Source organism: Citrobacter sp. H12-3-2 (genome assembly GCF_009649895.1).
Classification (GTDB): Bacteria; Pseudomonadota; Gammaproteobacteria; order Enterobacterales; family Enterobacteriaceae; genus Citrobacter; species Citrobacter portucalensis.
In genome coordinates this window covers 1,243,539-1,262,818 of record NZ_CP045837.1, presented here as the reverse complement: position 1 = coordinate 1,262,818, position 19,280 = coordinate 1,243,539, and the positions used below count along the sequence as shown (strand labels likewise).

Genomic DNA, 19,280 nt, shown 5'->3' with positions numbered 1-19,280 from the left:
AGTTGATAACTCTGCTATAAAAGGCCGCTGGCGGTGCCGTCAGTTCGGTGCCGGCGTGCGCGCAGCCACCGGAGCGTACACGCAGTACGTGAGGATGGCGAGCACACCCCGGTGCCGAAATGGCAAACAAGCCAGGCCGATTAGCGGCCTGGGAATCCTGGGGGCATCATCCCCTTCATACCACGCATCATCTTCGCCATTCCGCCCTTCTTCATTTTCTTCATCATGCGCTGCATGTCGTCGAACTGTTTCAGAAGGCGGTTTACGTCCTGTACCTGCATACCGCAACCGGCAGCGATACGGCGTTTACGGGAACCTTTAATAATTTCCGGCTTAGCCCGTTCTTTCATCGTCATCGAGTTGATGATGGCTTCCATACGCACCAGCACTTTATCGTCCATCTGCGATTTCACATTGTCAGGTATCTGACCCATGCCCGGCAGCTTGCCCATCAGGCTTGCCATACCGCCCATGTTTTTCATCTGGTTGAGCTGTTCAAGGAAATCGTTGAGATCGAAGCCATCGCCTTTTTTCAGCTTGCTGGCTAATTTTTCTGCCTGCGCACGGTCAACCTTGCTTTCGATATCTTCGATCAGCGACAGCACGTCACCCATGCCGAGAATGCGCGAAGCAATCCTGTCCGGATGGAACGGCTCCAGTGCTTCGGTTTTCTCGCCGACGCCGAGGAATTTAATCGGCTTACCGGTAATATGACGAATAGAGAGCGCCGCACCGCCACGGGCATCACCATCAACTTTTGTCAGCACTACGCCGGTTAACGGCAGCGCTTCGTTAAAGGCTTTTGCGGTATTCGCGGCATCCTGACCGGTCATGGCGTCGACCACAAACAGCGTTTCTACCGGCTTGATAGAAGCGTGGACCTGTTTGATTTCGTCCATCATCGCTTCGTCAACGTGCAGACGACCGGCGGTATCCACCAGCAGCACGTCGTAGAATTTGAGTTTGGCTTCTTTCAGCGCGGCGTTAACGATATCGACCGGCTTCTGGCCGACATCCGACGGGAAGAAGTCGACACCGACCTGCTCGGCCAGCGTTTCCAGCTGTTTGATCGCCGCCGGGCGATAAACGTCCGCAGAGACCACCAGCACTTTCTTCTTGTGCTTCTCGCGCAGGAATTTACCCAACTTACCGACGCTGGTCGTTTTACCCGCACCCTGCAGGCCCGCCATCAGCACCACGGCTGGCGGCTGTGCAGCCAGATTCAGGGTCTGGTTTTCTTCGCCCATTGCCGCAACCAGTTCGTTACGGACAATCTTGACGAACTCCTGACCCGGCGTCAGGCTTTTGTTAACTTCATGACCAACCGCTTTCTCTTTTACGCGATTGATAAACTCACGCACTACCGGCAGCGCTACGTCAGCCTCCAGCAGCGCCATGCGCACTTCGCGCAGCGTCTCTTTAACGTTGTCTTCAGTAAGGCGTCCACGGCCACTGATATTGCGCAGCGTGCGCGACAAACGATCGGTTAAATTATCAAACATTGTCTCTCGCCTGGGGTGGAAACGGTCGGTCGCGACAGCGACACATCAACAGAAATTTGTCGCAGTATAACATGAAGCCGCCTTTGTTGTTATGCAACGGTTGGAGCAGCGGTCACGTAACGCTATACTGCTTTTCTTTATCACTGGCCAACTGTCGACACCTATATGCCCGTTTTTGCTCTGCTCGCCCTTGTCGCCTACTCAGTCAGCCTCGCGCTGATTATTCCCGCTCTGCTGCAAAAAAACAGCGGCTGGCGGCGTATGGCTATTCTCTCTGCGGTCGTTGCGCTGGTAAGCCATGCTATCGCCCTGGAAGCGCGTATCCTACCCGGCGGTGAAAGCGGACAAAACCTGAGTCTGTTGAACGTCGGCTCGCTGGTAAGCCTGATGATCTGTACGGTAATGACCATCGTCGCGTCCCGCAATCGTGGCTGGCTATTGCTGCCCATTGTCTACGCCTTTGCGCTGATAAACCTGGCCTTCGCCACGTTTATGCCTAACGAGTTCATCACCCATCTCGAAGCTACGCCAGGCATGATGATTCACATCGGGCTATCACTGTTCGCTTACGCCACGCTGATTATCGCCGCGCTCTACGCGCTACAGTTGGCATGGATCGATTACCAACTGAAAAACAAAAAACTGGCCTTCAGCAATGAGATGCCACCACTGATGAGTATTGAGCGGAAGATGTTTCATATCACCCAAATTGGCGTGGTTCTGCTGACGCTCACCCTGTGCACTGGCCTGTTTTACATGCATAACCTGTTCAGTACCGAGAACATTGATAAAGCCGTTCTCTCTATCGTGGCATGGTTTGTCTATATCGTTCTGTTGTGGGGGCATTACCATGAAGGTTGGCGCGGACGTCGCGTCGTATGGTTTAACGTCGCAGGCGCTGGCATTCTGACGCTGGCCTATTTCGGCAGCCGTATCCTGCAGCAGTTCGTGAGTTAAATCTTTAAGGAACCCTACGTGGAACACATCTCCACCACCACGCTCATTATCACGCTCCTCATCATGGTGGTCATTTCCGCCTATTTTTCCGGTTCTGAAACCGGAATGATGACCCTGAATCGCTACCGCCTACGCCATCGGGCCAAACAGGGAAATCGCCAGGCAAAACGCGTTGAAAAGTTACTTCGCAAGCCGGATCGCCTGATAAGCCTGGTGCTCATCGGTAATAATCTGGTGAATATTCTGGCCTCCGCACTCGGCACCATTGTCGGTATGCGCCTGTATGGCGATGCTGGCGTCGCCATTGCCACCGGGGTACTGACGTTTGTTGTACTGGTTTTTGCCGAAGTGCTGCCAAAGACGATTGCCGCGCTATATCCGGAAAAAGTTGCCTATCCGAGCAGCGTCCTGCTGGCTCCGCTGCAGATTCTGATGATGCCGTTAGTATGGCTACTCAACACCATTACTCGGCTTCTGATGCGCATGATGGGCATCAAAACGGATATCGTAGTGAGCGGTTCGCTGAGTAAAGATGAACTGCGAACGCTGGTGAATGAATCGCGCTCGCAAATCTCACGCCGTAACCAGGATATGCTGTTGTCAGTGCTGGACCTGGAAAAAGTCAGCGTCGATGACATCATGATCCCGCGTAATGAAATCATCGGCATTGATATTAACGATGACTGGAAATCAATCGTGCGTCAGCTTTCGCACTCCCCGCACGGTCGTATTGTGCTGTATCGCGACTCGCTCGACGATGCCATCAGTATGCTGCGCGTACGTGAAGCCTGGCGATTGATGGCCGAGAAAAAAGAGTTCACCAAAGAGACCATGTTACGCGCCGCCGACGAAATTTATTACGTTCCGGAAGGCACACCACTCAGCACCCAGCTCATTAAGTTTCAGCGCAATAAGAAGAAAGTGGGCCTGGTCGTTAATGAATATGGCGATATTCAAGGACTGGTTACGGTCGAGGATATTCTGGAAGAGATTGTTGGTGACTTCACGACCTCAATGTCACCGACGCTTGCCGAAGAAGTCACGCCGCAGAATGACGGTTCGGTGATCATTGACGGTAGCGCCAACGTTCGTGAAATCAATAAGGCGTTTAACTGGCACCTGCCGGAAGATGACGCTCGTACCGTGAACGGTATTATTCTTGAAGCGCTGGAAGAGATCCCGGTTGCTGGCACACGTGTGCGTATTGGGCAGTACGATATCGATATTCTCGACGTGCAGGATAATATGATTAAACAGGTGCAGGTGTTGCCCGTCAAACCGCTGCGGGAAAGCGTATCGGACCAGTGAGAGTAATCCAGACCGGGTAGCGCATCAGCATTACCCGGTCTGAGGCTGATTAGCCTTTGGCTTTCGCCACAGAGACCATCGCCGCACGGATGGTACGTCCGTTCAGGGTATAGCCTTTCTGCATAACCATCAGCACATTACCGGCAGCAACGTCGTCAGACTCTACCATTGCAATCGCCTGGTGCACGTTCGGGTCCATCGGCACGTCGATATCCGCAACTACCTGTACGCCGAACTTCGCCACAACATCCAGCATTGACTTACGAGTCAGCTCAATACCTTCGACCATAGCCGCCATAGCGTCATTGTCTTTGTCCGCAACTTCCAGCGCACGGTCCAGGCTATCCAGCACCGGCAGCAGTTCGTTGACGAATTTTTCCAGTGCAAACTTATGCGCTTTTTCTACGTCCAGTTCGGTACGACGACGCAGGTTTTCCATTTCCGCTTTGATACGCAACACGCTGTCGCGCTCGCGCGTTTCGGCTTCAGCAAGCTGAGCTTCCAGATTCGCAATTTTTTCATCGCGCGGATCCACCTGCTCAGCAGAAGCGTCTGGTTCAACCGCCTCAACTTCTTCGTGCTGATCCATGATAATTTCTTCCGGGGCTTGCCCCTCAGGCGTTTTCTGTTCTTTACTACTCATGAATTTCTCCGCGTTTTTTTCGCATTCATCTCGCTAACTTGGCTTATTATGGGGATCAGATTCAGGGATTCAAGGGAAGTACTCACATTGTCACTAATCTTCGTTACAAGGACCTCGAGAAAATGAACAAACATTTCAAGTGTATTGGCATTGTGGGGCATCCACGTCACCCCACTGCACTGACCACACATGAAATGCTCTACCGTTGGCTGTGCGCCAAAGGTTATGAGGTTATCGTTGAGCAACAAATCGCCCACGAGCTGCAGCTGAAAAATGTGAAAACCGGTACGCTCGCAGAGATTGGCCAGCAGGCAGACCTCGCCGTAGTAGTCGGCGGCGACGGCAATATGCTGGGCGCCGCACGCACCCTGGCACGTTATGACATCAAGGTTATTGGCATTAACCGCGGTAATCTTGGTTTTCTGACCGACCTTGACCCAGACAATGCCCACCAACAGTTAGCTGACGTGCTGGAAGGCCACTACATCAGCGAAAAGCGCTTTTTACTTGAAGCCCAGGTGTGCCAACAGGATTGCCAAAAGCGTATTAGCACTGCGATCAATGAAGTTGTGCTGCACCCCGGAAAAGTGGCGCACATGATTGAATTTGAAGTCTATATCGATGAAATTTTTGCCTTCTCCCAGCGTTCGGACGGCTTGATTATTTCCACACCGACCGGCTCTACCGCCTACTCGCTCTCTGCCGGAGGTCCGATCCTGACGCCTTCGCTGGATGCTATTACGCTGGTCCCGATGTTCCCGCATACACTTTCCGCACGACCGCTGGTGATCAACAGTAGCAGCACCATTCGCCTGCGCTTCTCTCATCGCCGTAACGATCTGGAAATCAGTTGCGACAGCCAGATCGCCCTGCCTATACAGGAAGGTGAAGACGTATTAATTCGCCGCTGTGATTATCATCTGAACCTGATACACCCAAAAGATTACAGCTATTTCAACACATTAAGCACTAAACTAGGCTGGTCAAAAAAATTATTTTAATTTAACGCCAACCTCTTTACTGTATAAAAAACCAGTTTATACTGTATGTAATTACAGTCATGGTTTTTCATACAGGAAAACAGCTATGTTGGCACAACTGACCATCAGCAATTTTGCTATCGTTCGTGAACTTGAGATCGATTTCCAGAACGGAATGACCGTTATTACCGGTGAAACCGGTGCGGGTAAGTCCATTGCCATTGATGCTCTCGGTTTGTGCCTGGGCGGACGCGCAGACGCCGACATGGTACGTGCAGGCGCTACGCGAGCCGACCTCTGCGCGCGATTCGCCTTAAAAGACACCCCCGCGGCTCTGCGCTGGCTGGAAGAAAACCAGCTTGAGGAAGGCCGTGAATGTTTGCTGCGTCGTGTTATCAGCAGCGATGGACGTTCACGCGGCTTCATTAACGGCACTGCCGTACCGTTGTCACAGCTGCGCGAGCTGGGCCAGTTGCTTATTCAAATCCACGGTCAGCATGCGCATCAGCTCCTGACAAAATCAGAACACCAAAAGTCTCTGCTGGATGGTTACGCCAATGAAGCGCCCCTGACTCAGGAAATGGCTGCGCGCTACCAGCTGTGGCACCAAAGCTGCCGTGACCTGGCGCATCATCAACAACAGAGTCAGGAACGCGCAGCCCGGGCGGAACTGTTGCAATACCAGTTAAAAGAACTGAACGAATTCAACCCGCAGCCGGGTGAATTTGAGCAAATTGATGAAGAGTACAAACGTCTGGCTAACAGCGGGCAATTGCTCACCACCAGCCAACAGGCGCTGGCTATCCTGGCGGATGGCGAAGACATCAACCTGCAAAGCCAGCTGTACACTGCAAAGCAGCTGGTCACTGAACTGGCAGGCATGGACGGCAAACTTTCCGGTATCCTGGATATGCTGGAAGAGGCCACGATTCAACTCAGCGAAGCCAGCGACGAGCTGCGCCACTATTGCGATCGTCTGGATTTGGACCCTAACCGTTTGTTCGAACTTGAACAGCGTATTTCCAAACAAATCTCATTGGCCCGCAAGCATCATGTTGCCCCTGAAGCGCTGCCACAGTTCTATCAGTCATTGCTGGATGAACAACAGCAGTTAGACGATCAGGCCGACTCGCTCGAAACCTTAACCCTGGCGGTGAACAATCACCACCAGCTGGCTCTGGAAACGGCAAAAATGCTGCACAAACAGCGCCAGCATTATGCTCAGGAGCTGGGACAACTGATTACAGAGAGCATGCATACTCTCTCAATGCCGCACGGTGTCTTTTGCATTGATGTGAAATTTGAGGAACATCATTTGAGCGCAGACGGTGCCGATCGCGTAGAGTTTAAAGTGACCACTAACCCAGGCCAGCCGTTGCAGCCGATTGCGAAAGTGGCTTCAGGTGGTGAACTGTCGCGCATTGCGCTGGCTATTCAGGTTATTACCGCACGCAAAATGGAAACACCGGCGCTGATTTTCGATGAAGTGGATGTCGGTATCAGCGGCCCGACTGCTGCGGTAGTGGGAAAAATGCTGCGTCAGTTGGGCGAGTCAACTCAGGTAATGTGCGTTACTCACTTGCCGCAGGTTGCTGGCTGTGGTCATCAACACTTCTACGTCTGCAAAGAAACGGATGGCGCGATGACCGAAACACACATGCAGCCGCTTGATAAACGCGCTCGCCTGCAGGAATTAGCCCGCCTGCTTGGCGGTAGCGAAGTGACGCGCAATACCCTCGCAAATGCAAAAGAACTGCTGGCGGCATAAACTTTTTTACCTTGTTAAGGTCTGAGTTCAACATAAAATCGCCGACCGACCCGACAGCAAAAGGTTTTAAAGTGGTGAAAGGTCTATTATCATCGGCATATTACATATGAGCCGCGTACTGCTCGGGCCCGAAAAGGAATCAAATCACTATGCGCTGTAAAACGCTGACTGCTGCTGCAGCAGTACTACTGATGTTGACTGCAGGCTGTTCCACTCTGGAGCGAGTGGTTTACCGCCCTGACATCAACCAGGGAAATTATCTGACACCTACCGATGTCGCCAAAGTGCGCACGGGTATGACGCAACAGCAGGTTGCTTATGCTCTGGGTACACCAATGATGTCCGATCCTTTTGGCACTAACACCTGGTTTTATGTGTTCCGTCAGCAACCTGGTCATGAAGGCGTAACCCAGCAAACACTGACGCTGACCTTTAACAGCAGCGGCATTTTGACGAACATTGATAACAAACCTGCTTTGACCGACAACAAGTAGGATTAACAGATCAAAAAAAGGTGCTCAATGAGCACCTTTTTTATTGTCTGCTATTTTTTAGCGGATTTCTCTGCTCGCTGTCTGCGCAGCTCTTTCGGATCGGCAATCAGTGGCCGGTAAATTTCCACCCTATCACCGTCCTGGAGAACATCAGCAAGCTTTACCGGACGGCTGTAAATGCCCACTTTATTTTTGCTGAGATCGATATCGGTACGCAATTCCAGCAGCCCGGAAGCGCGGATAGCCTCTTCCACCGTAGCGCCCTGTTGCAGCGTCACACGCTGTAGATACTGTTTCTCGGGTAGCGCATACGCCACTTCAACGACAATTTTAGCTGACGCTGACACTGTAAACCTCTTTCGCGCGAACCGTGAAGGCCTGCACCATGTTTGAAGCCAGCTCTTTAAAGATACGACCAAAAGCCAGCTCGATTAACTTATTGGTAAACTCAAAATCGAGATGAAATTCAATGCGGCACGCTTCATGACTCAGTGGCGTAAACTTCCATCCGCCAATGAGTTTTTTGAACGGTCCGTCGACCAGATGCATCAGGATGCTCTGGTTACTGGTCAATTGATTGCGCGTGGTGAACGTTTTGCTAATCCCTGCTTTCGAGACATCCACCGCCGCGGTCATCTGTCCCGGAGTCGACTCCAGCACACGGCTACCGGTGCATCCCGGTAAAAACTGGGGATAGGATTTAACATCATTCACTAGCTGATACATCTGTTCCGCACTGTAAGGTACTAAAGCGGTCCGGCTAATCTGAGGCATAACAATTTCCATCAATATCAATCACACAAATAATACCATTTATCCCCCGCTAAAAAAAACGCTATAGCCTAACTCGTGCTAAGATAGCGCCTTGCGCCCCGCTGGATGAAATGGGGTGTTTTTCGATTCCAGATTACCTATACTGAGCGGCATTATGACGAAGAAAAAAGCACACAAACCTGGCTCAGCCACAATCGCGCTTAACAAGCGCGCACGACACGAATACTTTATTGAAGAAGAGTTCGAAGCAGGACTCGCTCTGCAAGGTTGGGAAGTCAAATCCCTGCGGGCGGGTAAAGCTAACATCGGCGACAGCTACGTCATCCTTAAAGACGGCGAAGCGTTCCTGTTTGGCGCCAACTTCACGCCAATGGCTGTTGCCTCAACGCATGTGGTATGTGATCCCACCCGTACCCGTAAGCTGTTGTTAAACCAACGTGAGCTCGACTCCCTGTATGGTCGAATGAATCGTGACGGTTATACTGTTGTTGCGCTTTCACTGTACTGGAAAAATGCCTGGTGCAAAGTGAAAATTGGCGTCGCGAAAGGTAAGAAACAACACGACAAGCGCTCCGATGTGAAAGAACGCGAATGGCAGTTAGATAAAGCGCGTATTATGAAAAATGCTGGTCGCTAAACGCTATTCTCCTGTGACCAGTCTCTCATCCTGAGACTGGTTCTTATTTTTAGTTATTCCCCCGCAATTTAGCTCATTTTTTACCGTATCATCCAAATCTTAAAACAACGTCCTGCGATTACTCAATTACGCACAGGCCAGCGTCGACAATTTAATCAAACCGTTTAATCGCGCAAAAGAAGCGCTGCGCGAGCGCTAAATCCTTGAGGATTAGGGGTTGCGGGGGCTGGTCACGCGTGTCACAAGTCTGTTATACTTGCTCTAACACATTGGGGCTGATTCTGGATTCGACGGGATTCGCGAAACCCAAGGTGCATGCCGAGGGGCGGTTGGCCTCGTAAAAAGCCGCAAAAAAATAGTCGCAAACGACGAAAACTACGCTTTAGCAGCTTAATAACCTGCTCTGAGCCCTCTCTCCCTAGCTTCCGCTCTTAAGACGGGGATCAAAGAGAGGTCAAACCCAAAAGAGATCGCGTGGAGGCCCTGCCTGGGGTTGAAGCGTTAAAACTAATCAGGCTAGTCTGGTAGTGGCGTGTCTGTCCGCAGGTGCCAGGCGAATGTAAAGACTGACTAAGCATGTAGTGCCGAGGATGTAGGAATTTCGGACGCGGGTTCAACTCCCGCCAGCTCCACCAAATCATGATCCGGATACGTCCGGTGAAGTACAGAAAGCCCGCATGGCACAAGCCCTGCGGGCTTTTTTGTGTCTGTCATTGTCCGAGAACATCCGGCTAAATCCGGTGATTATTGGTATACGTTTAGGTATACGGTAGGATGTATACCTAAAAGCGTATACCAATTCATGAAGGAGCGGCCACAGTGGCACGGACAACACGCCCCCTGACCAACACCGAAGTTCTGCGCGCTAAAGCGTTAGAGAAGGATCTAACGCTGCATGATGGCGATGGCCTTTTCCTGATAGTGAAAACCAGCGGGAAAAAGCTCTGGCGCTTCCGTTATCAACGTCCGGCGACAAAACAGCGGACAATGATGGGGCTAGGTGCTTTCCCCGCTCTTTCACTTGCTGACGCCCGAGGGTTAAGAGCGGATTACCTTGCCTTGTTAGCCAACGGAATTGACCCACAAATTCAGGCCGAAGTTGCAGAGGAACAGCAGCAAATCGCTCTGGACAGTATTTTTTCAACGGTCGCCGCTAACTGGTTCCAGCTCAAAAGCAAAAGCGTTACCCCTGATTACGCAAAAGACATTTGGCGCTCACTGGAGAAAGATGTATTCCCTGCCATTGGTGAGATCCCCGTTCAGCAAATTAAAGCCCGAACTTTGGTTGAAGCCCTTGAGCCAATCAAGGCTCGTGGAGCGCTTGAGACTGTTCGTCGACTGGTGCAGCGCATAAACGAGATAATGATTTATGCCGTAAACACTGGCCTGATTGATGCCAATCCAGCATCCGGTGTAGGGATGGCCTTTGAGAAGCCCAAAAAGCAAAACATGCCGACACTGAGGCCAGAAGAATTACCGAAGCTGATGCGTTCTTTGGTCATGTCAAATCTGTCTGTTTCGACTCGCTGTCTCATTGAATGGCAGCTCCTGACGCTTGTGCGCCCTTCTGAGGCCTCCGGTGCTCGTTGGGCAGAGATCGATCTCGACTCAAAGCTCTGGACGATTCCAGCCGAACGGATGAAGGCTAAGCGAGAGCACATTGTCCCTTTATCTCCTCAGGCATTAGAGATTCTGGAAGTGATGAAGCCAATCAGTGCTCACCGTGAACATGTTTTTCCTAGCAGGAATGATCCAAAACAGCCAATGAATAGCCAAACTGCAAATGCGGCTTTAAAAAGAATAGGCTACGGTGGTAAGTTAGTTGCTCATGGTCTTAGGTCAATTGCCAGTACTGCATTAAATGAAGCTGGATTTAATGCAGACGTTATTGAGGCTAGCCTTGCTCATTCTGATAAAAATGAGGTTAGAAGGGCTTACAACCGAACTACCTATTTAAATAAAAGAATTGAGCTTATGCAATGGTGGGGTGACTATGTTGAAGGGAAAAATTACAAATGAAAAATAATATAAATCACCACATTAAAAATACACTGACATCTATTAACTGGTTGAATTTCACTTTTCTTTTTCTGAGTTTTTCATATTCAATTTATTTACTATTAATTTTTGGCGCTCTTGCTCAAGGCTATATAAGCTCATTCGGAATTTATTCATGTGAAAACTGCTTTACTGAAGTTGAGGATTTCACAAAGATTATTAGTAATAAACCTGACATTTATTACCTCACTATGTCGATGATTATTTTCATATTTTCACTGTCATTCAAACAAAGGATTAAAATACTTATTACCACTTGGCTGGCGGCAGCATTTACTATTACAGTATTTGACGTCGCCTTAGCAAAGGAAAATATAAGTTTAATTCCTTATGCCATTGAAAATTTGATATTTAATAGTTTTGGTGGATTTTTTCTTTCCCTATTCATTTTATTAAACCTTGCGAGTGTTAATTATTTATTGAAAAATACCAAAGCTAGCATTGGTATTGCTACGATCATTCCACTATCCTCCGCCTTCGTACTTAGCTTTATGATTTATGGGTTTTTATATCTAATTTATGAAAGAAGTCCTGTTCATATAGATGCGCTTTTCAATGACAAATTATTAGGTTCGATACATACTGCGGATGATGAGGGTTTTGGTTTCCTCACTGCCTCAAAAACGATAAATGATGAGATAACCGTACAGTCCTATTTAAATAACAATTTTACATGGAGGTCTGGCGATCAAAGTTATGATGTCGAAGCTTATCTATTCTCTGATTGTATTTTAAACTCAACATCGCTCAATAAGTACAAACAAAAACCAGTGAAATTAACTGATGTAAAAACATTAGAGTTTTCATCTGACAGACCAGTGATCTATTTCATCAAGGGAGAAAAACTTTCAACATCAATTCAAAACTCAAAAGAAGTCAACTATAGCAACAAAGACAAAATAAGAAGTCAAATTGAAAATGGTTCAGCTAAATTTAAAAGTACTTATTTGCCATTTACGTTAATGGTTAACATAGCACCATTTGATGAAAAATCATTTTTAGAAAAAACAGAATACAAAATAACCATCAACAAGCAAGAAAATTCAATCACAAATACAGTACAACAGTACAATATAATGAATAAAAAAGAATTAAAATGTCGTCAAATAGTTACACCCGATAATAGAATCCCTACTAAAAATAACATTACTGGTGTTGCATCAATTGCTTTTAGATTCATTCCTAAAGGTCATCTCACTTTATCGAACGACCCACTATTGACAATTAATATAGAAAACGGTGATTTCACGAAAACAAAGGATAGTAAAGCCCCTCTTTCGGACATTAGTAATGGCTACCTAAAACACATTAATTTGATCGGGCTTGAAGAACTAAAGGTTAACAATAAGAAGATAGATGTTTCTGACTCCGATCTCCTATATGCAACCGGAAATAACCTTGTTGGATTTGTCACCAAAAATAACAAAATTAAAATCTTTGGCACTGCGGATAAACTAGCCCTCAACACTAAGATCATGAATTTAAAGCCCATATCCACTTTAAACAGCAAACTATCTTATTTTAACACCTCTTTAATAGATGTTTTAAAAGTGATATTTGGAATGGGGGTTGTTATATTCATTTTCAACTATTTTGTTAAGTTCATAAAAAGAAAGGAAGAAATTAGAGTATTACGAAAGTAGCATTCCATTACAGCTAGGGTTCTCCTATGAGGATCCTGGCTAAGTTTCAGCCAAATGTATATCGGAACGCTAGCAGTAATAGTACTGCTTCACAGCATAAATAACATTGTGGGAGTACTTCATTATATACTCACCATCCAATCTGCATTAGAGAGTGTTATTAGCTATAGATAGAAAGCTTTATAAAAACTTTATGTTACTCCGCGCGCAATGCTCTCCCCGCCACGCCTGCCCGCTGAAGGGACCGCTTTTAATGCAGGTGCAAAGGTGGCCTCAGGCCGCGCCGCAACTGGCGCTGGCAGGGAGTGCCGGGTCGGGAAAACGCATGCAAAACCATGCACCTTAGGGATGCATGGCTAAATTCGGGAAAAATGACGGGATTTACAGGGATTTTTTGACAGACTACTGCGCGGCCAGTCCGGCGCGTCGACGGGCGTAAATCATGTTCTGTGCAGGGGTGAATTTTTCACGATTATCATCCCGCGAAGGTGCGTCAGGCCTGTATCCGATAGCTGTTAAAATATCGCTGTCCTGTGCAGAATAATTAATGTCATTTCCAGCGGTCAGCCAGACGGAAAGAGCTTCTCTCAGGTAAGAGACTGAACGGTCAATCGCGCGATTTTTTATCATCGCGGGCTGGTTTTTAATCCCCATTAGCTCCGGTGCCAGTGCGGCGGTCAGCTCTGCGCCGTTCTGCTGCATAAAATCATGCAGCCGGTTACGGATGCTGATGCGCTGCACTTCCTCATGCGAGAAGATGTAGCGACCGGCAGCCTGATTAACCTCCCATTTTTTTACGTCAATCAGGTCACGCAGCGACTGTAATCTGCGGGAACCTGATGCATTATCACCCAGCAATAATTCCTGATATTCCTGCTCTGCGGCGGCCAGTTCGGTTTTACGGTTCAGCCACGCGGTTTTGTTCGTCTGGCAGGCTTCAAAAGCCTGCTGTAATGTCAGAGTGGTCACGGGTTGTCTCTCCTGATTAATGGCGGAACGGCGAGCTGTAGCAGCCTTTTACCCGACGGGGTGCCACGGGGGCTGTCGGCACCGGCGCGGGTTTCTCATCGACGACCGGCGAGCGTATCACTTCAAAAATCGACTCATGCGTTTTAAATGTCGCCGAGCAGTGTACATTCTGGCACTGCAGGTAACTCTCTTTGACGCTTTCAGACATATAGCGGCTGGTGCGAACGTGTGCCGCTGTGCGGCAGAAAGGGCAGCGCATCATGACAGTAACCCCCGAGCCTTAAGGTCAGACTCACGTTTTTTCATTTTCTCAAACCATACCTGACGCTGGCCGGGCGTGACCGCAACATCATGCTCCATATGTGGCAGCGTGGAGGATGAGAGCCCTGTTTTAAACAGCACCGGTTCATCGGACAGACGGATATTGCAGCCTTTCACGGCTTGTTCAAGCCACGCTTTCACCTGCTGCATAACGGCCTGCTCTGGCTGGATATATCCCTGATGCCCGGTGGTATTGGCAAGCGGGTTATTCAGAACCAGTATGTTAAGTTTCATTGCCCTGACCAGCGCGCTACAGGTATCACGCAGGGCAGCATTTAGCTCATGCTCTGCGTACTGGCTGAGGACGCTGTGATGTGCCTGACGATACGCTCTGGCCGTCCGGCCACACACTCCTTTAAGGCTGTCCAGTTCAAAAGACAGAACCTCAGCCATATTGTCACATTCCTGCGCCAGTTCCCGCCGTGCCACGCGTGCCAGATGGCGTTGTTTCAGCTCGTCAGTAATGACAGCACCACCGGCACGAAAGGCGGTGCGCCATGCACCGCAATCATTGTCATTTTCCTGCTCCAGTTCCTTTTTTTGTGCTTTCACCTGGCTGATGGCCGCCGTGGTTTCATCCATGCGTCGGGCACTGGTGAGATGCGCTTCTCTGGCCGTCTCAAGACTTTCTATTGCGGGTTTAAGGTAGTCGGGAATAACAGCGGTCTGAGTCATGTCGGGTCTCCTCTTCGTTTCAATCTGAGGAGATTCTGCCGCGCCGGACACAACAACACGATTCATTGCCGTTGTGGCAAAAATGGCACAAACAGACCTTAAAACCCGGCTGGCCAGAGAAAGGTCTCAGGAAAACCTTACTCACCGTTTGTTTTTTTACTTATAACTATTCACTACTGTTCACTGAAAAGAAAAAGATAAGTAATACAGAAAGATAAAGGGTGAACAGTTGAGGGTATAACTGTTCACCGACTGTTCACTACTGTTCACCTTTTGCTTTTTACCTAGGTTGCCGGATTTAGTTTTTTTTCCGATTAATTATGAGGAAATATATAAGTGAAAGTACTTAAAATTACTGCAATGTAATGCATTGATTTGCATCTGTTTGCCAGCGTTTGCCATTGTTCAAAAATCGCTCTGTTGTGTGGCAAGGAGCTATAAAAAGACTTGTTGCCCTGAGGGAAAATATTCACAAAATAGAGAGCTACCCGAAGCCGGACGGACACGACCGGCACTGTATGGACTTTGTGAGGTAGCCCGATGCACACTGCTTTTTCTTCCCCGTCTTCTGCCCCTGCCGCGCCGCTGATGCCGGTCTCTGATGCCGTTCACGAGCGCTTTATCCGTCTGCCCGAAGTGATGCATCTGTGCGGCCTGTCCCGCTCGACCATTTACGACCTCATAAGCCGGGAAGCTTTCCCGAAACAAATCTCCCTCGGTGGGAAAAACGTGGCGTGGGCGCAGTCTGAAATCACCGCATGGATGGCAGATCGCATTGCCGAACGCAACCGGGGCTATGACGCATGATGATGACCGTTCAGCAAACAGCCCCTTTTTCTGGCTTGCTTCTTTTCACCATTTCCAGGTATAGTTTTCCCGCTGTCGCAAAATCGGCAGCCGGAATTGGCGTTCCGAATAACTTCAAGGCGACACGACACGCGCCATGCGTGTTTTTTTATGTCGTTGCTCAGGCACACCCATTTTCAGGGCTGTGGTGTTTATTCGTGCACCAGAGTCCTTTTCTGATAATGGTAGTCCGGGCGGGGCAGCCTTCGGGCTGGCCGGTTTCCTTGAAGGCCGGTTACGCCAACCCCGTTCGGGCTGCCACCAGTGAAATTGGCGTTTCCGGTGGTAGTTTTTCAAACTACTTCAAGGAGGCTGCCATCATGGCTACTACCCTCACCCAGTCACACCCGCAGTTTGTCTTTGTGTTTGCCGCTGTTCGTCGCGCAGACCGTAAACCCCGTATCTGTATGCTTCGCACCGTTGCCGATGATGAACACGCCGCACGTCGTTCCCTCGTTCGCGATTACGTCCTCTCGTTTGCTGGCCGTCTTCCGGTTGCGGAGGTGCGCGCATGAGACACACCACCATTACCGCCCGTGACCTCGAATGTCTGGAGCATATGCGCAATGTCGGCCAGCTCGTCGGCGACCTGATGCAGGTACAGGACTGCGCCACCGTTCGTCGTGACCCGGCGCAGCACTTACAGCTCACCTCCGTGATTTACCTCATGACCGCCCAGCTCGATGGCGTTGTCGAACGCTGCAATCAGCAGTGGCTGACCGGGGAGGGTAACGTATGAAAAAGCCATTACCACCCGTATTACGCGCCGCGCTGTATCGTCGCGCCGTGGCCTGTGCCTGGCTGACCCTGTGCGAACGTCAGCACCGCTACCCGCACCTCACCCTCGACACACTGGAAAGCGCCATTGCCGCCGAGCTGGAGGGCTTCTACCTGCGCCAGCACGGCGAGGAAAAAGGCCGCCAGATTGCCTGTGCCCTGCTGGAAGATTTAATGGAAGCCGGACCACTCAAAGCCGCGCCGTCGCTGTCCTTTCTTGGGCTCGCCGTAATGGATGAACTCTGCGCCCGTCATATCACCGCACCGGTACTGCACTGAGGGAGAAAATAACAATGAAAATGAATGTAACGGAAACCGTAAAACAGGCGTGCGGCCACTGGCCGAACATTCTCTCGGCACTGGGTGTGAAGGTGATTAAAAACCGCCATCAGTCCTGTCCGGTGTGCGGCGGCTCTGACCGTTTCCGCTTTGACGACAAAGAGGGGCGCGGGACGTGGTTCTGTAACCAGTGCGGCGCGGGTGACGGGCTTAAGCTGGTAGAGAAAGTGTTCGGCGTAACCGCATCAGAGGCCGCCCAAAAGGTGAATGCTGTCACCGGCAACCTGCCGCCGGTTGCCCCGGAGGTGATTGCGGCCGCAGAGGCTGAAACCGATGCCGACCGCAAAGCGGCGGCCGAGCTGGCCGCGAAACTGATGGAGAAAACCCGACCGGCCACCGGCAACGCCTACCTCACCCGAAAGGGCTTCCCCGCTCTGGAATGTCTGACGCTCACCGCCATGCATAAAACCGGCGGCGTGACGTTCCGCGCCGGGGATGTGGTTGTCCCGCTGTATGACGATACCGGCGCACTGATTAACCTTCAGCTTATTAATTCTGACGGTCTCAAACGCACCCTGAAAGGCGGAGCGGTAAAAGGTACATGCCATATCATCGAGGGGCAGAAACAGGCAGGAAAACGTCTGTGGATAGCGGAGGGCTATGCGACCGCGCTCACCGTGCATCATCTGACCGGGGAAACCGTCATGGTGGCGCTGTCCTCCGTGAACCTCCTTTCTCTGGCGAGCCTTGCCCGTCAGAAATATCCGGCCTGTCAGATTGTGCTCGCTGCCGACCGTGACCTTAACGGCGACGGCCAGAGTAAAGCCGCTGCGGCCGCAGATGCCTGTGAGGGCATTGTTGCCCTGCCGCCGGTGTTCGGTGACTGGAATGATGCGTTTATGCAGTACGGCGAGGAAGCCACGCGCAAGACTATTTATGACGCTATCCGGCCACCGGCGCAAAGTCCGTTTGATACCATGAGCGAGGCGGAATTTACCGCCATGAGCGCCAGCGACAAGGCCTTGCGGGTGCATGAGCATTACGGCGAAGCGCTGGCTGTGGATGCGAACGGCCAGCTCCTGTCCCGCTATGAAAACGGCATCTGGAAAAATATCCCTGCCGCCACTTTTTCACGGAATGTGGCTGATTTATTCCAGCGCTTACGCGCCCCGTTCTCGTCAGGGAAAATTGCCTCGGTGGTGGAGACCCTGAAACTGATTATTCCGCAGCAGGATACACCGGCGCGCCGTCTGATTGGCTTTCGCAACGGGGTACTCGATACCCAAAGTGGCCTGTTCAGCCCGCACAGTAAATCGCACTGGCTGCGTACGTTGTGCGACGTGGATTTCACCCCGCCGGTGGACGGAGAAACGCTGGAGACTCACGCGCCGAACTTCTGGCGCTGGCTCGACCGTGCGGCCGGTAAAAATCCACAAAAACGCGACGTGATTCTGGCTGCGTTGTTTATGGTGCTGGCGAACCGTTACGACTGGCAGCTCTTTCTCGAAGTCACCGGTCCCGGCGGGAGCGGCAAAAGTATTCTCGCCGAAATCGCGACCCTGCTCGCCGGGGAAGATAACGCCACGTCAGCCGATATCGACACACTGGAAGACCCGCGCAAGCGTGCCTCCCTGATTGGCTTCTCGCTGATACGTCTGCCTGACCAGGAAAAATGGAGCGGTGACGGTGCAGGGCTTAAGGCCATCACCGGCGGCGATGCGGTCTCGGTTGACCCGAAATACCAGAATCCGTACTCAACGCATATTCCGGCGGTGATTCTGGCCGTGAACAATAACCCGATGCGCTTCACCGACCGCAGCGGCGGCGTCTCCCGTCGCCGGGTGATTATTCATTTCCCGGAGCAGATTGCCCCGGAGGAACGCGACCCGCAGCTTAAAAACAAAATCGCCCGTGAGCTGGCCGTGATTGTACGCCAGTTAATGCAGAAGTTCAGCGACCCGATCACCGCGCGCGCACTGCTCCAGTCACAGCAGAACTCCGACGAGGCTCTCAGCATCAAGCGCGATGCCGACCCGACATTTGATTTTTGCGGCTATCTGGAGGCCCTGCCGGAGCCTGAGGGGATGTATATTGGCAATGCCAACATCATTCCGCGTCAGCCGCGCCTGTATCTGTATCATGCCTATCTGGCGTATATGGAAGCCCACGGCTACAGGAATACACTCAGCCTCACCATGTTCGGTAAGGGATTGCCAGCCATGTTGAAAGAGTACGGGCTGAGTTATGAGAAGCGCCGAAAAAATCAGGGCATACAAACCAATCTCGCGCTAAGAGAGGAAAGCAACGCCGACTGGCTGCCGAAATGTGATGAACCCATAGCGAAATAACCTACCCTGACCGGCAATCGCCGGTCTTTTTTTACCTGCAAAATGGCAAAAGTGAACAGTAAAGTGTTCACTGTTCACCAACCATTCACCGCATAACTTAATGAATATTATAAACAAAAACCATTAGTGAACAGTGTGAACAGTTTTTCTAAAAAAAAGTTTTTTTTCTTGATGTGATCTATTCAAAAACAGGTTTACTTAACCACAGGAAGCGCTGCAACAAATCACCATTGGTATACGCTTAGGTATACCAATGAAAGTTGAATTGGTTAAAATTGATTTATAACAGATAGTTATGGGA

The 19,280-nt window shown here is 50.4% G+C and carries 20 protein-coding genes and 1 other RNA gene; 14 read left to right on the top strand and 7 right to left on the bottom strand.

Annotated elements, in window-relative coordinates:
• Window positions 1-140: 140 nt before the first annotated feature.
• Window positions 141-1,502, bottom strand: a complete 1,362-nt coding sequence (gene ffh / locus GHC22_RS05985; RefSeq protein ID WP_003031226.1) for a signal recognition particle protein — start codon at window positions 1,500-1,502, stop codon at window positions 141-143.
• Window positions 1,503-1,667: 165 nt separating this feature from the next.
• Here ffh and GHC22_RS05980 point away from each other — a divergent pair, with 165 nt between their 5' ends.
• Together GHC22_RS05980 and GHC22_RS05975 are read left to right on the top strand one after the other, a co-directional pair.
• Window positions 1,668-2,459, top strand: a complete 792-nt coding sequence (locus tag GHC22_RS05980; protein ID WP_003031224.1) for an inner membrane protein YpjD — start codon at window positions 1,668-1,670, stop codon at window positions 2,457-2,459.
• Between the two features lie 18 nt (window positions 2,460-2,477).
• Entirely contained in the window at window positions 2,478-3,767 is a 1,290-nt protein-coding gene (locus tag GHC22_RS05975; RefSeq protein WP_008785520.1) for an HlyC/CorC family transporter, read from the top strand.
• A 49-nt stretch (window positions 3,768-3,816) separates the two neighbouring features.
• Here GHC22_RS05975 and grpE read toward each other — a convergent pair whose 3' ends face one another.
• Entirely contained in the window at window positions 3,817-4,410 is a 594-nt protein-coding gene (gene grpE / locus GHC22_RS05970; RefSeq protein WP_003826408.1) for a nucleotide exchange factor GrpE, read from the bottom strand.
• 122 nt (window positions 4,411-4,532) lie between these two features.
• Between grpE and nadK the strand changes: the two genes are divergently transcribed.
• The 3 genes from nadK to bamE all read left to right on the top strand — a co-directional run bounded on the left by nadK (window position 4,533) and on the right by bamE (window position 7,652).
• A complete protein-coding gene (gene nadK / locus GHC22_RS05965) occupies window positions 4,533-5,411 on the top strand; it encodes an NAD(+) kinase (RefSeq protein WP_003826406.1) in 879 nt (292 codons plus the stop codon).
• 85 nt (window positions 5,412-5,496) lie between these two features.
• Window positions 5,497-7,158, top strand: coding sequence for a DNA repair protein RecN (gene recN / locus GHC22_RS05960; RefSeq protein ID WP_153752450.1), 1,662 nt, complete (start codon window positions 5,497-5,499; stop codon window positions 7,156-7,158).
• A 149-nt stretch (window positions 7,159-7,307) separates the two neighbouring features.
• A complete protein-coding gene (gene bamE, locus GHC22_RS05955) occupies window positions 7,308-7,652 on the top strand; it encodes an outer membrane protein assembly factor BamE (protein WP_008785524.1) in 345 nt (114 codons plus the stop codon).
• 50 nt (window positions 7,653-7,702) lie between these two features.
• Here the strand turns inward: bamE and GHC22_RS05950 are convergent, their stop codons facing one another.
• Both GHC22_RS05950 and ratA read right to left on the bottom strand, forming a co-directional pair.
• The gene (locus GHC22_RS05950; protein WP_008785525.1) at window positions 7,703-7,999 is read right to left on the bottom strand and encodes an RnfH family protein; all 297 of its coding nucleotides are present in this window, start codon (window positions 7,997-7,999) and stop codon (window positions 7,703-7,705) included.
• A complete protein-coding gene (gene ratA / locus GHC22_RS05945; protein ID WP_003826396.1) occupies window positions 7,983-8,426 on the bottom strand; it encodes a type II toxin-antitoxin system toxin RatA in 444 nt (147 codons plus the stop codon). The genes GHC22_RS05950 and ratA overlap by 17 nt, the downstream gene beginning before the upstream one ends.
• A gap of 154 nt (window positions 8,427-8,580) precedes the next feature.
• On the opposite strand from ratA, the gene smpB reads away from it, so the two are divergent.
• The 4 genes from smpB (at window position 8,581) to GHC22_RS05925 (ending at window position 12,764) form a co-directional block, all read left to right on the top strand.
• Complete coding sequence (gene smpB / locus GHC22_RS05940) at window positions 8,581-9,063, top strand: SsrA-binding protein SmpB (RefSeq protein WP_003031211.1); 483 nt, start codon at window positions 8,581-8,583, stop codon at window positions 9,061-9,063.
• A 271-nt stretch (window positions 9,064-9,334) separates the two neighbouring features.
• Window positions 9,335-9,698, top strand: a transfer-messenger RNA (tmRNA) gene (gene ssrA / locus GHC22_RS05935).
• A gap of 184 nt (window positions 9,699-9,882) precedes the next feature.
• Window positions 9,883-11,082 (top strand): integrase domain-containing protein, encoded by a 1,200-nt coding sequence (locus tag GHC22_RS05930; RefSeq protein WP_153752448.1) that lies wholly within the window; start codon window positions 9,883-9,885, stop codon window positions 11,080-11,082.
• On the top strand, window positions 11,079-12,764 hold the full coding sequence (locus GHC22_RS05925) for a hypothetical protein (RefSeq protein WP_153752446.1): 1,686 nt from the start codon (window positions 11,079-11,081) through the stop codon (window positions 12,762-12,764). The genes GHC22_RS05930 and GHC22_RS05925 overlap by 4 nt, the downstream gene beginning before the upstream one ends.
• A 402-nt stretch (window positions 12,765-13,166) precedes the next feature.
• Here GHC22_RS05925 and GHC22_RS05920 read toward each other — a convergent pair whose 3' ends face one another.
• From GHC22_RS05920 to GHC22_RS05910, 3 genes are read right to left on the bottom strand one after another with little or no spacing between them, the layout of a single operon-like run.
• Complete coding sequence (locus GHC22_RS05920; protein ID WP_153752444.1) at window positions 13,167-13,733, bottom strand: phage polarity suppression protein; 567 nt, start codon at window positions 13,731-13,733, stop codon at window positions 13,167-13,169.
• A 16-nt stretch (window positions 13,734-13,749) separates the two neighbouring features.
• Entirely contained in the window at window positions 13,750-13,995 is a 246-nt protein-coding gene (locus tag GHC22_RS05915) for an ogr/Delta-like zinc finger family protein (RefSeq protein ID WP_000984211.1), read from the bottom strand.
• On the bottom strand, window positions 13,992-14,729 hold the full coding sequence (locus GHC22_RS05910; protein ID WP_119917220.1) for a glycoprotein 3: 738 nt from the start codon (window positions 14,727-14,729) through the stop codon (window positions 13,992-13,994). The genes GHC22_RS05915 and GHC22_RS05910 overlap by 4 nt, the downstream gene beginning before the upstream one ends.
• A 540-nt stretch (window positions 14,730-15,269) precedes the next feature.
• On the opposite strand from GHC22_RS05910, the gene GHC22_RS05905 reads away from it, so the two are divergent.
• From GHC22_RS05905 to GHC22_RS05885, 5 genes are read left to right on the top strand one after another with little or no spacing between them, the layout of a single operon-like run.
• Complete coding sequence (locus GHC22_RS05905; RefSeq protein ID WP_000556585.1) at window positions 15,270-15,536, top strand: AlpA family transcriptional regulator; 267 nt, start codon at window positions 15,270-15,272, stop codon at window positions 15,534-15,536.
• Window positions 15,533-16,090 (top strand): host cell division inhibitor Icd-like protein, encoded by a 558-nt coding sequence (locus GHC22_RS05900; protein WP_153752442.1) that lies wholly within the window; start codon window positions 15,533-15,535, stop codon window positions 16,088-16,090. The genes GHC22_RS05905 and GHC22_RS05900 overlap by 4 nt, the downstream gene beginning before the upstream one ends.
• Window positions 16,087-16,314, top strand: a complete 228-nt coding sequence (locus GHC22_RS05895; RefSeq protein ID WP_001216597.1) for a hypothetical protein — start codon at window positions 16,087-16,089, stop codon at window positions 16,312-16,314. Before GHC22_RS05900 ends, GHC22_RS05895 begins: the two co-directional genes overlap by 4 nt.
• Complete coding sequence (locus GHC22_RS05890) at window positions 16,311-16,631, top strand: DUF5375 domain-containing protein (RefSeq protein ID WP_000743149.1); 321 nt, start codon at window positions 16,311-16,313, stop codon at window positions 16,629-16,631. Before GHC22_RS05895 ends, GHC22_RS05890 begins: the two co-directional genes overlap by 4 nt.
• Before the next feature lie 14 nt (window positions 16,632-16,645).
• Window positions 16,646-18,979, top strand: coding sequence for a primase-helicase zinc-binding domain-containing protein (locus GHC22_RS05885; RefSeq protein WP_153752440.1), 2,334 nt, complete (start codon window positions 16,646-16,648; stop codon window positions 18,977-18,979).
• Window positions 18,980-19,280 lie beyond the last annotated feature (301 nt).

Coding starts and splice junctions, on each gene's coding strand:
- smpB (WP_003031211.1), top strand. CDS start 8,581: ATGACGAAGAAAAAAGCACACAAACCTGGCTCAGCCACAATCGCGCTT.
- ffh (WP_003031226.1), bottom strand. CDS start 1,502: ATGTTTGATAATTTAACCGATCGTTTGTCGCGCACGCTGCGCAATATC.
- ratA (WP_003826396.1), bottom strand. CDS start 8,426: ATGCCTCAGATTAGCCGGACCGCTTTAGTACCTTACAGTGCGGAACAG.
- GHC22_RS05925 (WP_153752446.1), top strand. CDS start 11,079: ATGAAAAATAATATAAATCACCACATTAAAAATACACTGACATCTATT.
- recN (WP_153752450.1), top strand. CDS start 5,497: ATGTTGGCACAACTGACCATCAGCAATTTTGCTATCGTTCGTGAACTT.
- GHC22_RS05890 (WP_000743149.1), top strand. CDS start 16,311: ATGAAAAAGCCATTACCACCCGTATTACGCGCCGCGCTGTATCGTCGC.
- nadK (WP_003826406.1), top strand. CDS start 4,533: ATGAACAAACATTTCAAGTGTATTGGCATTGTGGGGCATCCACGTCAC.
- GHC22_RS05900 (WP_153752442.1), top strand. CDS start 15,533: ATGATGATGACCGTTCAGCAAACAGCCCCTTTTTCTGGCTTGCTTCTT.
- GHC22_RS05885 (WP_153752440.1), top strand. CDS start 16,646: ATGAAAATGAATGTAACGGAAACCGTAAAACAGGCGTGCGGCCACTGG.
- grpE (WP_003826408.1), bottom strand. CDS start 4,410: ATGAGTAGTAAAGAACAGAAAACGCCTGAGGGGCAAGCCCCGGAAGAA.
- GHC22_RS05905 (WP_000556585.1), top strand. CDS start 15,270: ATGCACACTGCTTTTTCTTCCCCGTCTTCTGCCCCTGCCGCGCCGCTG.
- GHC22_RS05980 (WP_003031224.1), top strand. CDS start 1,668: ATGCCCGTTTTTGCTCTGCTCGCCCTTGTCGCCTACTCAGTCAGCCTC.
- GHC22_RS05895 (WP_001216597.1), top strand. CDS start 16,087: ATGAGACACACCACCATTACCGCCCGTGACCTCGAATGTCTGGAGCAT.
- GHC22_RS05915 (WP_000984211.1), bottom strand. CDS start 13,995: ATGATGCGCTGCCCTTTCTGCCGCACAGCGGCACACGTTCGCACCAGC.
- GHC22_RS05910 (WP_119917220.1), bottom strand. CDS start 14,729: ATGACTCAGACCGCTGTTATTCCCGACTACCTTAAACCCGCAATAGAA.
- bamE (WP_008785524.1), top strand. CDS start 7,308: ATGCGCTGTAAAACGCTGACTGCTGCTGCAGCAGTACTACTGATGTTG.